General features: G+C 46.1%; 2 protein-coding genes (1 of these 2 only partly in view). Both read right to left on the bottom strand.

Features of this window, described 5'->3' with window-relative positions; all coding sequences use genetic code 11:
* Positions 1–60: 60 nt before the first annotated feature.
* On the bottom strand, positions 61–12,864 hold the full coding sequence (locus LWH95_RS05255; protein WP_232919097.1) for a type I polyketide synthase: 12,804 nt from the start codon (positions 12,862–12,864) through the stop codon (positions 61–63).
* A gap of 15 nt (positions 12,865–12,879) precedes the next feature.
* On the bottom strand, positions 12,880–18,009 hold the 3' portion of the coding sequence (locus tag LWH95_RS05250) for a type I polyketide synthase (protein ID WP_232919096.1). It continues 8,568 nt past the right edge of the window; the window shows 5,130 of its 13,698 coding nt (coding positions 8,569–13,698); its start codon lies beyond the right edge, outside the window; the stop codon is at positions 12,880–12,882.

Here is an 18,009-nt window from a genome sequence, read left to right as displayed (position 1 = left end):
AGATGTTCTTCTACCTCAGTAATGGTTAATTCTCCTGATCTGAAGGCATCGAGAATTTCTTTATGATTCATACGATTTACTCCCTTCTATGATGTTTTGCACACTCTTAAAATCCAATTTTCCTTGCGCCACCTCTTGCATTAATCCGATGATCTGTTCGTCTGTATACGTGCCCTTTGTTTGATGTGCTGCCGCGCTTTGATTGTGTCTTTCTGCTTTCGAGGCCAAATGAGCGGATAGAGCTTGGACAGTCTGACATTCAAGGATTTCCCGGCCAGTCATCTTCATCTGCGTGGTTTTTTCGATATGACGCATCAATTTTCGGCCAAGAATTGAATCCATCCCATAATCCAGAAAGTTTCTTTTGAAATTGATTCGATCCTCAGATATGCCCAACTCTCGTGCTAAAAATTGAACAATGATCTTTTGAATGTGTGTCTCCCTATTTGGCTCGTCAATCTCTGTTTTCATGTCTTGTGTATGCGGTTTAACGGACTCTGATTGGTGATTGCCTGATGAAACCCAATATCGCTCCCTTGCAAATGGATAGCCAGGTAAAGGGAGCATCCGAACGTCATCACCTTCATGAAGGAGTTCCCAAGGGATCTGATATCCTTTCACCCAACATTCCGCAATGTTTTCCAAATTTGTCTCTTTTGCAAAAGCTTGCAGGAAAGCTTCATCTTGTTCTTCTAACATCCCTTCCGTATGTCCTGTATAAAGGAATGCCTGTTGGCCTGATACCCCACCATTCTTCATCGCTTCCGCATATTCCTTCAATTTTCGCACCAATTGCTCCTGATTGTTTACAACGATCGCGAGCCTTGCTTCCATGGCTTTTCTCCCCACCTGAAGTGTATATGCAACATCAGGTAAAGAAAGGTTATGATTCTGCTCAAGATACACAATCATGCGGGTGACAGCATCCTGAAGCCGATCGTCATTTTGGGCTGAGAGCACGATGACCTGCGGGCATTCAGCCGGCTCTTTATGTGGCTGTGTGAACGTCTGCTCATCCGGGATGTATTCTTCAATGACTGCATGCGCATTGGTGCCGCTGATTCCTGTCGTGCTGATTGTTCCCATCCTCGGCTTCTGATTTTCCCTGATCCATGGACGGTTCTCTTTACAAAGCACGAACGGGCTTTCTTTAAACTGAATATACGGGTTGTCCGATTCACAGTGATGAGTAGCCGGAATGGTCTGGTTTTTCATTGCCATCAGCATACTGATTAAAGCAACCACCCCTGACGCTGCAAATGTGTGACCGATTAAAGGTTTAATCGAGCTCATCATGCAGAATTGCTTCTGCTTCGTATATTTGCTGAACACGCTCGTTAATGCTTGGACCTCAAGCGGATCTCCAAGATTTGAGCCGGTACTGTGTGCCATCACATATTGAATATCGAGCGGGTTGATTTCATTTTTTTCATAAATGTTTTCAATCAATTCCGCCTGGCTGAAAGGATTTGGTGCAGTAATGCCATTGGTTTTGCCATCGTAATTCACACCGCTGGCCTTTATGCAGCCATAAATATGATCTTTATCTTCAATTGCCTTTGATAATGGTTTCAGGAGAACAGCAGCTACTGCTTCACCTGGCACCAGACCATTGGCATCTTGGTCAAACACTTTGCATTGTCCGTTCGGAGAAAGCATTTCGGCTCTTGTCAGCGCCTCAAAAGACATTTGAGAAATATTCAGGCTGACGCCGCCGGCTAAAGCCATTTCACAATCTCCTTGACGCAGGGCTGAACACGCCTGATGAATCGCCACAAGTCCAGATGAACATGCTGCTGTCAACGCCATATTAGGCCCTTTTAAATCTAACGCGTATGCGATTCGCGCAGATAATGTGGCGTTTTGCGTTCCATTAATGTAATCCGTATCTCCGGTTAAATGCGCATATTCTCCTTCTTCCACACCTACATAAACACCACAGGATTTCCCTTTTATCCGATGTCCCATATAGCCAGCGTCTTCAAATGTGTGCCATGCTTCCTCAAGAAAAATGCGCTGGCGCGGATCCATGCTTTCAGCTTCTTTAGGCGATATTTGAAAAAACAGCGGATCAAACCGGTCTATGTCCTTCAAAAATGCGCCCCATCTCGGCACTGCTTTTTCTGGATCTCTGTTAGCTCTTCCCCAGTCCCAGCGTTCTTTCGGAATCTCAGAGATACAATCTTTCCCCTTTTTCAGATTGTCCCATAGCTCATGAACCGAATCAGCTTGAGGAAACCTGCCGCTCATGCCGATAATGGCGATTGGCTCAGCGTGAGACTGCCGGACGCTTTTTTTATTGGTTTCTGGTTCTACAGAAACCGGAGCATCAGCTTCAGAAGGCTTTTGTGCCTCAGATGCATCATCCCGGTAAAATGCTTCGATCAGCTCTTTGTGATCCGTTAAGAAGAAGCGGATCAATTCTTGTAAAGTCGAATAGCCAAAAAATAAAGCCGGTGGCACTTCAATGTTGAAATGCTTTGATAATACATTCGAGAATTTAGCCAAATAGATCGAATCAAATCCGAAGTCGGCCCAATTTTTGTTCAAATTCAGCTTGTCCTTTGAGATTTTAAGCAATGCGTGAATATGCTCTTTCAAATCGTGTTCTAAACGCTTTTCAATGCTTAGCGTTTTGATCTCGCCCCTTTTTTCTTGTGCAGCAGGGGCTTGAATGGCCGGTTCCTGAATAGGTTCAGTCATTCCTAAAAAGCGGCTGACCCGGCTGGGCTGGCCGGCTATCACGAGATGCTGAGCATCCTGCTGAGACAGGATGTGTTCAAACATACGGATGCCTTCATCAGCTTCTAAGAAGCGCTGGCCGCTTGATTTCAGATACATATCGGTTGTTTCTTCATCACCGATCTTCATTCCGCCATCTTTCCATACAGGCCAGTTGATGACAAACGTTTTGCCGCTATGAAGCTCGTTTCTGTATTGTGCATAAGCCATTTGGAACCGATTCCCTATTGCATAATCACAACAGCCAAAATCTCCTAAAATCGCAGAAGATGAAGAAAAATAACAAATAAAATCAAGATTTTCATTTTTAAGCCATTCATCAAGCGCTATCGTACCGTTGATTTTCGGTTCAATGATGCGCTGGAAGCTTTCAATCTCTTTGTCAAAAATAGCAGAATCGCTCTCGACTCCGGCTGCATGAATAACGCCATTTATGGCGCCGAATCGGTCTTTCCCTCGTTTCACGCAGTCTCCCATCGCGATAGGATCAGAGACATCTGCTTCTGCATACATGGCTTCGCCGCCTAGATCCTTTACTTCTTTTATTTTCTTTTGCTTTTCTTCATTGAAAGGCGACCGCCCTGTTAAAATAACGTTTGCGGCATAGTGTTTAGCCAAATGTTTGGCGAATAAATAACCGAGCCCTCCTAAACCGCCTGTAATCAGGTAAGTACCGCCAGACTTCAATTTGCTGTTGTTCGGTTGTATCGCTGTCTGTTCAATGTGACTTACATATCGTTTGCCATTCTGATACAAAACAGTTTGTTCAGTTGAAGCCTGTAATTCCGTCCAGATCTTTCGAGCCCAATCATCCATTGATTTTTGTCCTGCCGGCTGAAAGATTCCAGTCACTTTTGTATGCGGGAGAACAAGCCCGAGTGAACGTTCGAAGCCAATCCATGATTCCAGATAGCTCCGGTCAAGACCATTTTCAAAACGTCCTGCCAGCAGAAGCCGTGAAGGATGAAGCTTTGCCGCGGACATACCTTGTAATAGATAGACAATCAAGGAATGGTCCTTTATACAGCTCGCGTCTTCCGCAGGCCACATATAAAGGACTGCATCTGGCTCTCCATGTTCGTCCTGAATGCTCTGGAAGGCTTTTTCAAAAGTGGCGGGTTGTTGCCGTACAATCTGATAGCTGTTTTGAGATTGTTTGACGTACACCTCACCCTGCGAAATAAAAATGACCTTGGTGTCTTGATCAACATTTTTCACAGATGCAGCGAATGCGTTTTGCTTTTCTCTATCAGTCAGAAAACAGATAAACGTTTTGAAGCGTTTCGATGTGAGAGACACTGGCTCTTCTTTCCACACTTCTTTAAAAGTCATCACCTCGAAATGTTCTTCTGTTTGCTGTTCATGATGCTGTTCTATAGGAGCTGGGGCCTTTGCCGTGCCTGGTGCCCAGTAACGTTCTTTTGCAAATGGATATGCCGGAAGACTGATCCGGATCGGCTTATGGGTTTCGTACAGCTTCCCCCAGTCAAAAGACAAGCCTTTCACCCAAAGATCCAGCAGTTTCGTGTATTTCCCTTTACTCATCCATGCCTCTATGATTTTTTCCGTATCTTCATCAGCTGATAAGACCGCTAATGCTTTTTTGTTATCATCAATGCGATCCAAGTAGAGGCTGTCTGTTTTGTTTTCGATAAAATCGTTTAGTTTTCTTTCAAGATCCTCTAATGATTCTGCTATAAAGCCCAGCCGTTCCTCCATTGCTTCACGGCCCGTTTGTAAGGTATAGGCGATCCGGATCAGATCTGTTTCGCTGTACCTTTTTTCCTGAATGGCTGTGAGCAGCTGCTCCGCTTTTTCTTGAAGCCGTTCCCTGTTTTTCGCTGACAGCACAATCAGCGCAGGAGGATGAGCTTCAGGAGTTTGCGCTTCTGTTCTCGGAATATATTCTTCCAGGATCATATGGGCATTGGACCCTCCGGCGCCAAAACTGCTCAATCCGGCACGTCTCGGCACCTCCTGCCCGTCAATCACCGGGCGCTTCCATTCACCAAGATCCTGCTGAACGACAAATGGCGTATGGTTGAATTCAATGTTTGGATTCAATCGCTGAGAATGCAATGATGGCGCAATTTGGCCGTATTTAAACTGAAAAAGTATTTTTGTCAGCCCTGCGATTCCAGCTGCACTTTCACAATGGCCGATATTTGACTTGCTGGAGCCAATCGCGCAAAACTGTTTCTCTTGCGTATCTTCCTCAAACGCTTTTGTTAATCCCGCTATCTCAATCGGATCTCCTAACGCGGTGCCTGTTCCGTGCGCTTCCACATAACTGATGGTTCGGGCAGGAATGTTGGCGCGCTCAATCGCTTCTTTAATCACCTGTGCCTGTGCATGAGGATTAGGAACGGTATAGCCATTCGTTTTTCCTCCGCTGTTAATCGCACTGGCCTTTATCACACTGTAAATATGGTCGCCGTCTGCTATTGCTTGCTGCAACGGCTTTAACACAATAGCTCCTACTCCTTCTCCGTCGACAAATCCATCTGCGTCATCGCCGAATGATTTACATGTATCACTTGCAGAGAGCATATTCATGACAGATAAGTTCTGATAATGGACCGGATCGACAACTAAATTAACACCGCCGGCAATGGCGCAATCACTCGATCCGCTATAAATGCTTTCCAGCGCTAAATGAATCGCTGTCAGAGAGGATGAGCAGGCAGTATCGACGGCAAGGCTCGGGCCTTGGAAATTCAGCAAATAGGATATTCTGTTGGCGATAGACCAATAGCCGTAGCCGGTCGGATAATTTTTGTTCATCACTCCGGCAAAGACGCCGATTTTTCTGCTTGTACAGAGCGTGTCAGGCGTGTATCCCGCATCTTCTATACTTGCATAAGCGGTTTGCAGAAATAATCGCTCCTGAGGGTCCATTCTTTCTGCTTCGAGCGGAGAAATCTGAAAGAATAAAGGATCAAACTTGTCCATATCCTTGATAAATCCGCCCCATTTCGTATAAATCGACCCTTCTTTTCCTTTTTCTTTATCGTAATAGGCTTTCCAATCCCAGCGTTCTTTCGGAATTTCCTCAATACAATTTCTTCCTTCTTTTAGGTTGTTCCAAAAATCTTCTGCTGTTTCAGCCTGAGGATAACGTCCGGAAATGCCGATAACGGCAACGTCACGGCTGGCAAGAGCGTGTGTTGGCGTTTCTTTCTCCCTGCTGAAGCCGAGCTTGCGAAAGCGCCGCGATCTTTTAGCGGCCTGTCCAGACTTTTGTAAAGATTCATTCTTGCTTGCGGCTGGTGGCTGTTGTTGAACTTGACGGTCAAGACCAGTCAGTTTCATGAGCGCTTCTGATTTTGTTTTGATTAAGTGTTCCACTAACGCGTCAATGGTCTGATACTCGAAAAATAAAGTGCTGCTTACATGGTCAAATTCTTTACGCAATTTATTTGTCAACTGGACAACGACGATAGAATCAATACCGTACTTTTCAAGCGGTTCAGATGACTCAATCTTGCCTACAGGAATTTTCAATGTTTCTCCAATTAGTTTTTTCATATATTCTGTGCTTTTTTCTCTGAGAGCAGCAGTATTTGATTGTCCATCTTTCTGCGTATCTATGTTTTGTGTATAGGCTTGCTCTTTATTAGACGCGGGGGAAACATCCTTCTCTGGCGAGACCACACTTTTCATCATCATACGGCGAACCAGCCCATTGCTTGAGGCTACGACGATCTGGTGACTGAGATCACGGGCCGCTTCGGCCGGGAAGAAGACAGATTCAAAGCCTTCGCTTTCTAGTGCCGATTTCCAGCTGTTAGGATATAAGCCTGGACATCCGGGAATCCGCACTGCAGGATCTTCATACAGCCACCAGCCTTCCAAGAGACCAAAGGTGATGTGAGGGAACAGGCTGTTTCCCGCCATTTCATTCAGCAGCAGCATTCCGTTGTTTTTCATCACTGCTTTTGTATGCCGCAGGGTTTGACGGATATTTTTTGTCGCGTGAAGGACATTAGCGGCAATGACGACATCATAGCCGCCAGCCTCGATCTCCTGCTGGTCAATCGGTTTTTCTACGTCAAAAAGCTGATACGTCAGGTACGGATTTACGGCCCCATATTCCTTTTCTGCATGCAGCAAAAATGCTTTCGACAGATCTGTATAACAGTATTCTTTAATATGATTTTGATAGGCTTTCAGTTTTTGAAAGATTCCGGCACTCGTGCCGCCTGTGCCTGCGCCTATTTCCATAATGCGAATCGATGCCTCAGGATCATGCTTCAGCCGTTCATCCAGGTAAGCTATTAACGTATCGGCAAGCACTTTATTAAAATAGTCTGCCACTTGGTTTTGCTTATAAATGCCTTCCACCAATTCCATTGAGGAATGCGGGAACATGATATCTGTGGCAGGCACTTCCCCTGTCAAAATATCCGGTAATCCTTTCAGCATAGTCTCTGCTAAAACAACCATCGCCTTGGTGTTGCTGTCTTTGAGCCATTTTTCTTTTTTCGCATTCCATTCTTGCCAAAGCAGCGCGATATCCTCTGCTCGATTCTTCCTTACCAATGAATCTCCATCTTTCTTAAGGTAATCATGCTGCAGAAGGAATTCACTGCTTTGCTGAAGCCATTTTTCATAAAATTCACGAGTCTTGTATTGTTTAAGGCGCTCAACTGATAATCTATGACCATCAAACAGCCCGGCCGTTTGCAGCTGACCTAATAACAGCCTGTAAAGAAGATCGTCCAGCTCTTCATGTGTAGCTCTTTGTACTTGTCCTGTTTTCGGCAGGCGCTCCTTCAGGCTTTCAGCGTCTGCTGAAGGGTGCTCGGGATAAAGGGTGATGAATTCATTCTGATTCACACCTTCGACTGCGACAGGTTTTGTCGTATGAATGAAAGCCGTTTGACTGACTGGCCCAGAAAGCAGTGCTTCCAGCGCCTTCATACCTTCCGCAGGTTCAATTAAACCTAAGCCAATTTGATTCATGAGCTGTACATATTGTTCATCCTCGGCCGCTTCACTGTTCCCCCAATATCCCCAGTTCATGACTTTTACAGGGCAAGCCCAGCTTTGGGAGAGCTGGTGAGCAAAAGCATCTGCAAATGCACAGCCAGAGGCATAATGGCTTTGCTTTACGTTTTTGATATGAGCTACAAGCGAAGAGAAGAATAGTACAAAATCCAAACGTTCATGTTGGAACACTTGAGCCGTACGGACACTGGCATCCACCTTGGCCGCCAGTCCGGTTTCAAATTCTTCCAGTGTCATATTTTCCAGGCTTTGCTCAAATAAAACCATTGCAGAGTGGACGATCCCGTGAATGTGAGGATGACGCTTTTTCACTTGATCATAAGCCTGCTGCAATGAATGCAAGTCCGCTGCATCGGCTGAAATATAGTAAGGCTCAGGGCCAAGCTCGGAAAGACGGTCTACTTTCGCCTGAATGGCATCATTGATTTGACTGCGTCCAATCCAAACGATTTGCGCCTGATAGCGGCGGATCATGTACTCACTCCATGCCCCCCCGATGTACCCGGCACCTCCGATGACCACATATACTCCGCCTGTTCGATATAGCGTGTCATTTGACGGTGAATGGCGATATGGGATCAGTTGCTGCTGATGCCATTGCTGATTCCGATAAGCCCAAGTGTGGCCAAGATGGTCAGCAGGGAGCGTAAACATTTGATGTACCGGCCATGTGCAGCCTTCTTCAAGATCAAGAAGACGGATGTTCCAATGCGGATATTCCTTAGCGATTGTGCCGGCGAGTCCATGAATGCTTGCATGAGCGGGATGTACTGTCTCGTGTTGAGTAACCGGCTGCGCTTGGACGGTCACAAAAGACCATTCTAGCTTTTTCTCACCATAGCCTAATTGAAGACATGCCTTCACAAGCTTAAATGCCTGAAGAACAGCCTCTCCTTGTCCCTCACTAACCATATTCTCCGGGTGTGACGGGGCAATCCACAATACATGGTCAATGTCTCCGCATGCTTGCAGCTTGTCCGCTATTGCAGCAATGTCATCTGCAGGCCGGATATCTACAAATGAAACCTGAGGATGATGCTGCTTTATTAACATCCGTTCACCTTCAGTACCGCCGCATAAAACAGCCTGCATCCCAACAAACGAAGCATTGTCTTTACCATTTGGAGAAACCGGTTCCCAGGCAGGGATCATCATTGTATGCCCTGTCAGCGGAGAATCAGCTGCTGCTTGAGGTTTGGTCTGCTGTTCTCCCTCAAGTGCTCGCATCGAAGCCCCCTTCATTCGAACACAAACGTTTCCGTTCTCATCGCATAAATCAATGTCGTACTTCCTGACTTTGTCCTCCGCTTTACTGTCTGAACTGTATCGAATATAAGACCAAATCTCCTCAGGACACGGGCTGAAAACGTCAAGCTGCTGCAATGCAAACGGGAGAGACAGCTGATGGATTTGCGCTTCAGCATTGACTGAGCTAACGATAAAACCGACTGTGGCATGGAAGGCGGAATCCATCAAACTCGGGTGGAGCGTAAAATGCTGCTTGCCGTCTTTTAGAAAAGCGGGTAACGAGATTTTTGCAAGCAATCGATCTTGTCCGACAAGCACTTTTTCAATCCCTTGATAGCCCTTGCCATAGTCAAGCCCAATCTTTCGAAACGCTGTATAGCATTGTTCTGACGTCACTGTATCCAGATTGCATTCTGTCTGTATTGATGCAAGGTCTAAAACAGGAGTGTCCGCTTCAGCTGAAATGACTGCACGACCTTGACTGTGTATCATCGGGGTTTCTTCTTTATTTTCAGAGCTGCTGTAAATGTCAAAGGAAATGTCCCCGTTATCCTCAGGATAAAGGCCAATATGTATTTCTTTTGGTTCACTTCCTATCGTGATAGGACGAATCCAGACGATGTCCTTAAGCGACACAACTCTTTGTTCACCTTCCGGATCTCCCGCAGCTTTTTCGGCTGCTTCCCTTGCCATTTCTAAATAGGCAACACCCGGCAAGATTTTTTGTCCCTGCACAACATGATCAGATAGGAAAAATTCCTTGCCTGTAAAAACAGAGCTAAAGCGCTGCTCAGTAAAGTCTGACGTATTGCGGTGCACCAGCGGATGTAAGGTATGATCTACTGTGCTGGTTTTTGTTTTAGGAGCCGGTATCCAGTAGCGCTCTTTAGCAAATGGGTATGTCGGAACACTGATTTTAAGCGGCTTGCGATCACCGTATAGGTCGTCCCAGATGACCCGCTTTCCTTGAACCCATGATTCCGCCATTTTCTTCAATTCGCTGTCTGTTATCGTGCTGTTTCTCAGCGCATTCTTCGATGTTGGCCCGGCGGCCTCCTGATTCTCCTTGGCTTGTCCGGTCCAGCAGCCATCGAGCTCTTTGTCACCATTTGCAAACGCCCGAAGTTTAGCAGTTAAATCCTTTATGTCCTTCACGATGAAGGCTGCCCGTTCCTCCATTTCCACCCGTCCTGCCTGCAATGTATAAGCTAATGCTACAATATTGATATCCTCGCTAAGAAAATCAAGGAGTTTTAGAGCATAAGCCTGCAGACGGTCTTTGTTTCTCGCGGACAACGGAATCATTATTTGGTCATTTTTCGCTAAAACCGGCTCTGAAAAACTCTCTGCCGGAATATATTCCTCCAAAATAAGATGTGCATTTGATCCTGAAGCGCCAAACGAACTTAAACCGGCGCGGCGGGGATATGTGATGTCCATCCCGTTTTCTGTCAATGATGGCTGCTCCCATTTTTTCGTTTCATGCTGGACAAAAAACGGGGTTTGATCGAGCTGCAAATATGGATTCAACTCTTCTGAGTGTAATGATGGCACCAATGTTTTATGATGCAGCTGCAGGACAGTCTTCGTTAAACCGCTGATGCCGGCTGCAGATTCGGCATGGCCAATATTTGATTTAACAGAACCAATTGAGCAGAATTGCTTGTCCTGCGTATTGCGGCTGAAAGCCTTCACCAATCCTTGTATTTCAATCGGATCTCCTAATGAGGTGCCAGTGCCATGGGCTTCAACATAGCTGATGGTGCGCGGATCAATTCCTGTTTTCTCTAAGCACGCTTCGATAACATCAGCTTGAGCTACCGGGCTCGGAACTGTAATTCCGCTTACTTTTCCTACATGATTAATTGCACTGCCTTTGATGACAGCATAGATCCGGTCGCCGTCCTGTTCAGCTTTTCGCAGCGGCTTTAACAGCACTGTTCCGACACCTTCTCCGGATACGTAGCCATCCCCGCCTTTGCCGAATGTATGGCAATAGCCGTCACTTGAGTGCATCCCCACACTGCCGTAGCTGATATATTTAGCCGGATGCAGTGACAAATTAACACCTCCGGCAAGCGCGGCCTCACATTCTCCATTCCGGATGCTCTCTATTGCCAGATGAACCGCAGTTAATGAAGAAGAGCAGACTGTATCCACCGCCATGCTTGGACCGTGGAAATTACAATAGTAAGAGACCCTGTTGGCAATTTGCGCATAATTCAGCGATAAAGGAAATGCATTTTGTTCTGATAGAGCCTCCGCTCCTATAAGGGAGTAGTCCTTATGCATAACACCTGCAAATACGCCGACATGCTGCCTTTTATTTTCTCCCTGCGGTGAAGCAATTGTTTCTGGTGTATACCCCGCATCTTCAATGGCTTCCCAGCACGTCTCTAAAAATAAGCGTTCCTGAGGGTCCATGGTTTCCGCTTCACGGGGTGAAATCCTGAAAAATTGAGGATCAAAACAATCAGCATCCTCGATAAACCCGCCCCATTTTGACAATGGCTTGCCCGAAGGTGAATCCAGCCCATTGTTTTCCTTCCATTCCCAGCGCGAGTTTGGGATCTCCGTGATGCAGTCGGTACCTGCCTTAAGATTTTCCCAAAATTCCTGTATGTTTTTTGCCTTAGGATAACGGCCTGCCATTCCGATAATGGCGATATCTTCCCCGAATTCTCGTAAAGAGGGAGCGGCGTCTGAAGAATCCTGCATTGGTTTAGGAGACTGGCGGACTGTTTCGTCCGCCTCTCCCATTGAATAGTGTTCAGCAAGATGCGCAGCTAGTTCTGCAATCGTTGTATATTCAAACAGCAGCGTTGGCGAAAGATCCGCTCCAATCTTAGCCCCTATCTCCTGAACTACCTTAAGCAAAGATGGTGAATCCAGTCCAAGCTCATAGTATCCGGCGTGGATATCCATTTGTTCTGCCGGCCTTTCAAGCTGTTCAGCAAGCAATTGTCGCAAATACGTTTCAAATGCAGTATAGTCCCGACCGGTATTCTGAGAGACAGCATGTCTTTCTTCTTGAATTTCTTTTGCCGAATGAAAGGCTGACCCGTCCCGTACAGACTTGCCTGCAAACTGTTTCAGCTCGGCCACTTTTTGTCCGGAGGAATTAAAATATTCAACCGTCATATAAGTGAGTTCTTTCTTCTGGCGCACGGATGAAGAGAGGATCCGGGCTGTACATCCTTTTTGTAATCGTTCTGAAGCTGAAAACGATTCATAACACAATGGCAGATACATCGTTTGTTCTGAGAGCAGGCAGCTTGAACCTATGCCGCTGCCGTCAATGAGAGTCGGGTGAAACAGAAACGCCTCAGAATGAAGCAATGCTTCCTGTCCGACAGATAGATCAATTAAAGCACCCTCCTTGGTTTCATAAATCTGCCCTTTTGCCTTCATCATGCCTGTATGAACTAATTGTTGAGAGCGGCATTGTTCATACAGGTCATCTAAATTCAGAATCCTGTCAGCTGTACTTTTCCACTGATTAAGGTTTATGGTTTCGGCAAAAGCAGTCCGTTCTTTACGATGCATTTCAGCCGTCACATATTGTCTTTTGTCCGATAGCGACTCGCCATGCTGTTTTTGTCCGACGATGATGATGGACCATGTCCCTTCCTTGCTTTCAGACGCATGAATGGTCAGGGCAATGTCATACGATTCGTCTGCGGTCAAAGGGTAAAAAATGATCAGATTTTTTAATTCAAGCTCTTCGTATGAGAAACCATGTTCTTGGAATACTTGATAGATCAAATCTATATAAGCAAGGCCGGGTAATAACGCTTGTCCATATACCTTATGGTTGGACATAATCGGATTATTTAATGAAATGTGCAGTTGTTCAGTTATCATTTTCCCACTCCTCTCTTATTTGAAAGTTTTCCAAAACATTTCTTTAGAAGCTCCCGTGCCTGAAAGCACTTTTTTCTGCACGGTCTGAGCCGATGGTTCTCTTAAAACGGGCTTCCGATTTAATTCCAGCAGAGGCAAAGGTTTTCTTCTGATTGCACGCTCGGCCGAGTCTTTCCAGCCTTCTACAATCAGATGGGCATTCGTTCCGCCATCTGCAAAACAATTGATTGCTGCAGCCGGCGTTGTCTCCTTCCACTCGTCTTGCGATTTACAGAAATACAAATCAGTCTCTTCTATATCAAAATGCGGCATGTTTTCGTCACCTGACAGGAATGGAACCAATTGTCTATGTTTCAGCATCAAAGCGACTTTAATCAGGCTCGCTATTCCTTCTGCACATAAAGGGTGGCCGATGTTAGGTTTCACTGATCCCAGCCCTAATGGCGCCTTTGAGCCGGAACGGTAAATGGCTTGAATCGCCTTCAGTTCAAGTAAATCTGTCACCGCTGATCCCGAGCCATTCGCTTCAAGATAACTGATCTCTTCAGGCTTTTTGCCGCTTTTTTCAAGCGCTGTCTGCATGACATCCTTTTGCGCCTCGAGATTCGGTGAAGATGGGCCTGCCGTTCTTCCGTCATTGTTGATAGCGGCGGCTTTAATGACAGCATATATGGAATCTCCGTCTTTGAGTGCCTGGCTGACGGTTTTGACGAGAACCATGCCCACGCCTTCTCCTAAAATGACACCGTCTGCCCGCTTATCAAAAATATGGAATGACGGCTTATCACATAAGAGTCCGCGCTCCTGAAACATTTGATGCGCATCAGCATCAAGCAAACTGACGCCGCCGACAACCGCTGCCTCAATATCTCCGCTCCGCAGAGCCTGAATGGCCATATTCAGTCCGACCAGTGCAGAGGAACAAGCAGTATCCAGTACAATACTCGGGCCCCTTAAGTCAAAAAATTGCGAGATGTTAGCTGCTAAATAGTTTTGTCCGCCAGCGACAATCGGATTTCTTGCTTTTGAAAGACTGGACGGATCAGGCTTGTGCTGGCTGCGGCCTCCTATATAAACACCAGCTCTCATGCCTTTCACTTCTTTCTCTGTATAACCGGCGTGATACCACAGCTTCAGGCTTTCCTCCAATACGGCCAACGCTTGAGGGTCCATCGCTCTGACATCGTTCTCGGACATCATGAAGAAATCATGATCAAATCGATTTATATCATCAATGAGGCCCGCGTAATTAGTACTGGAGTACCCGAATCGTTCAGGCAGTACAGGTTTAATTGCAGACTGTCCATCACGTATTAAATCCCAGTATGCCTCAAGTGTTTCCGCTCCAGGGAACCTGCAAGTAAGACCGATGATGGCAATATCTTCTGCAAGACCCGCCGTTTTTTCATGACTTATTTGTTGTGGCTGCTGTTCTTGCATGGGCGCCTGTTTCACTGCCGATTGTGTCTTAGCAGGTATTTGTGTCTCAGGAACAGATGGATGCAAAACAGCTGACACATCATATTTCGATATGAGCCAGTTTGCAAAGGATTCTATTGTCGGATATTCAAACAAAATCGATGGATCAATATCTCCATTTAATGTTTGGTTCATCTGCTGTACCAGCTGAGCCAATATAATTGAGTCGATTCCATATTCTTGGAAAGGCTCGTCCGTTTCAAAGTCTTCAGCTGCTATCTTCAGTTCATCTGTAAAAAGAGTTACGAGCCAGTCAACTGTTTCAAGGAACAGGTTTTGAGGGCTGGCTTGCTCTTTAGTCTCAGGATGTGAGAGGGCTTCAACAGGCAGTGACTGCTGCATAAGCTTGTCAGGCTTCCATACATTTGTATCTGGAATCGCCGGCAGCACGACAGCATGCTGTGTATCTGATAAAATCTGATCCAGCAGTTGTAATCCCTCATCGTTTCTCAAGCTCACCAATCCAGTCTGCTCTAAAGCTTTGCTTCGAACCTCACCTAAACCGGTCTCCTTCCAGTTAGGCCACTGAATGCTGACAATTGGACATTCATCTTTATGGGCCTCCGCAAAATAATCCATAAAAGCATTCGCCATGGCGTAATCAGCTTGTCCGGCTGCAAGAACAGGAATGACTGCTGATACTGATGAAAACAAGGCAAAGAACGCCAATGGTTCGTCTTTAAGCTGGTCAAATAACGTTTGCAGGCCTTCGACTTTCGGTTCAAGCACCTGTTCGATCTCTTCTACTGATTTTCTGATAAATGCCGGATTATGTTTGTTCACCTTCCCGGCACAGTGGATGACTCCGCCAATTGCCCCCATTGTTTCGTGTATTGTCTTCAGGCTCTGTTTGACAGCAAATGAATCGGTCAGGTCCAGAGACAGCACTTGAACTTGCGCACCCATGACTTCTAGCTCTTGAATGGCTTTTATCTTCTCAAGTGAGGCATTTTTCACTGAATTCCACTGATCACGCGGCGGCAGCTCTTCCCGGCCGATGAGCACCAGCCGCTTAACGCCGTATGTTTTCACAAAATGCCGCGCACACAACGAACCGAGACCTCTTGTCCCGCCTGTAATCAGCAGGACTTTGTCTGATGAAAACGATACTTGCTCAGGAGTAATCTCGGCTTCTGCTGGTTTCTCTGCCAAATATGCGCGATACCTCTGTCCGTTTCGATAACATACTTCTGATTCGGCACTATTAGCATAAAACTCGTCTGCGATCAGTCTGGCCAGCTCCTCATGAGAGGCTCCGCACTCCATGTCTGCGTGTCTTGATGTAAGATGGCTGTACTCGTTTTGAAGCATGCGGTATAAGCCGGCCCGCGAAGCACCGGACAAATGAACAGCTTCATTTGCGTAAGCCTCCAGCCCCTTCGTTACACCCAAGATCATTAAATTGCGCTTGCTTGTACGTCCTTGCTCGATCAGCTTTTGGAGCCAGTTTATCCAGCTTGTAGACTGCTCATGGCTCGTTCCGCACCCGATCAGATCGATTGCTCCGTCAGCATCTTCATAGTCAGCGGCAGATACATGATCGAGCTCTTGACTGTTAAATATACGGTAATCCAAGAAATACTTCGAAAGCTCTGCCGCCAATGCCATAGTCTCCTCGTTTGCTAATATGGCTACGGCTTGATTCGTACGTACTGCTGGTTCAATCGGACAACGCTGCCACTGTTTATGCAGAATGCAATGCTTAGTAAGCGGTTCGGAGTGAGGCAGTGCTGAACCACTGTTTTCGGTGTTTTCTTCTAGATTTGGCAGCCAGTAAAATTCTTCTGCAAACGGATAAGCAGGCAGACTGATTCGGCGAGGCATGTGATCTCCATAAAGTCCGTTCCAATCGACCTGCAGCCCTTTCACCCATAATTCCGCAACTTTCTCCAGCCTTTTCTTCTCTATCCATGTTTGCAGCAATTCCTTGGCATCGTGATCTGTTTCAAACAGCTTGATTTCGCTTTTCTTCGTTTTCACGTGAGCGGCATATAAGTTGCTGTTCGGTACATCTGCCAAATAATCATCCAAAGCTTTGATCAGCGATTCCTTTGAATCCGCCAAAAACGCCATGCGATAATCCATGGCTTCCCGGCCCGTCTGAAGTGTATATGCCATATCCTCCAGATTGATTTCTTCAATCGAATTTGTGAAATCTTTCATTGCTTTTGCATAGGCCTTCAGCTGCTGCTCTTTTTTCGCTGAGAGTACAAAGAGTGTTGAATGATGCTGCTTTGTTAATCGATCATGCCTCTTTTTCGGCTGATATTCTTCTATCACGATGTGGGCATTCGTCCCGCTATATCCGAAAGAGCTGACACAGGCTCTCCGCGGTTTTCCGTCAGCCGTTTCCCAAGGCTTGAGCTCCGTATTTACATATAAAGGAGAATGTTCAAATTGAAAATGCTCATTCGGCGTCGTGAAGTTCAATGTCGGCACCAACATTTTATGGTTCATACACAATAACACTTTTTGAACTCCAGCTACTCCGGCCGCCGCAGATGTATGGCCAATATTGCTTTTGACTGAACCGATAGCGCAAAACTGTTTTTTATCTGTTTTTTCTTGAAAAACGGTAGATAAGGCCTCTAATTCAATTGGATCGCCTTGTTTTGTTCCGGTGCCGTGCATTTCTACATAACTAATACTCTCAGGATCTATTCCGTATGTTTCATATATACCTCTTTCCAGATCCATTTGGCTTTTCGCACTCGGTGCCGTGATTCCGTTTGTTTTCCCGTCCTGATTAATACCTGAGCCAATGATAATGCCGTAAATATGGTCACGGTCCGCTTCCGCATCTTTCAGCCTTTTCAGTACCAACGCACCCGCACCCTCGCCGGGCACAAAACCATTCGCGCCATTGTCAAATGCTTTACATTGTCCATCAGGTGAAAGCATGCCGGCCTCACACATACTGATGTAAGATTCCGGCGTCAGGTATAAGCTGACACCGCCAACCAGCGCCATATCAATTTCTTTGTTTATGAGTGCCTGTCGTGCTAAATGTGTGCCGACCAATGAAGATGAGCATGCGGTGTCAATAGGAATAGCAGGCCCTTTTAAATTAAGAAAATACGGAATACGCGCCGCAGCAATCGCAAAGCTGTTCCCTGTGGCGTTTGCTCTTGCCTGCCGATTCAGCATAACTCCATATTCATTGCTCATAATCCCGAGATAAACGCCGCATTTTTTCTCATTTAATGTTCGGGCGTTATATCCAGCGTCCTCAAAAGCTTTATAGCCTTCCTGCAAAAATATTCGATGCTGGGGATCCATCAGTTCAGCTTCTGACGGCGGAATATTAAAAAACAACGGATCAAAATGTTCAATATCATCAAGCATCCCCATTGATTTGCAATAGCTTTTTCCTTTTTGGTTCAGGGCAGGATCATAATATTTGTCAACGTCCCAACGTGATGTTGGAATGTCCCGAATCGCATTTCTCGCATGAACCAGGTTATCCCAATATTCTCTTACATTACTGGCGCCCGGGTACCTCCCCGACATCCCGACAATGGCTATCGCATCCTCTCGGTGATCTTGTTGAATAGGAGCCGGTTTCTGCTCATGCTCTTTCTTTATTGGGTATTGAACAGACTGAAGCGGACGGTCTGCCGGCTTTGCCTTAGGGAGTGCTGCCGGCTGTTTCACATGTTTAACAGC

The organism is Bacillus sp. G16 (assembly GCF_021282335.1).
Classification (GTDB): domain Bacteria; phylum Bacillota; class Bacilli; order Bacillales; family Bacillaceae; genus Bacillus; species Bacillus inaquosorum.
This window is presented reverse-complemented; position numbering and strand designations above follow the sequence as displayed.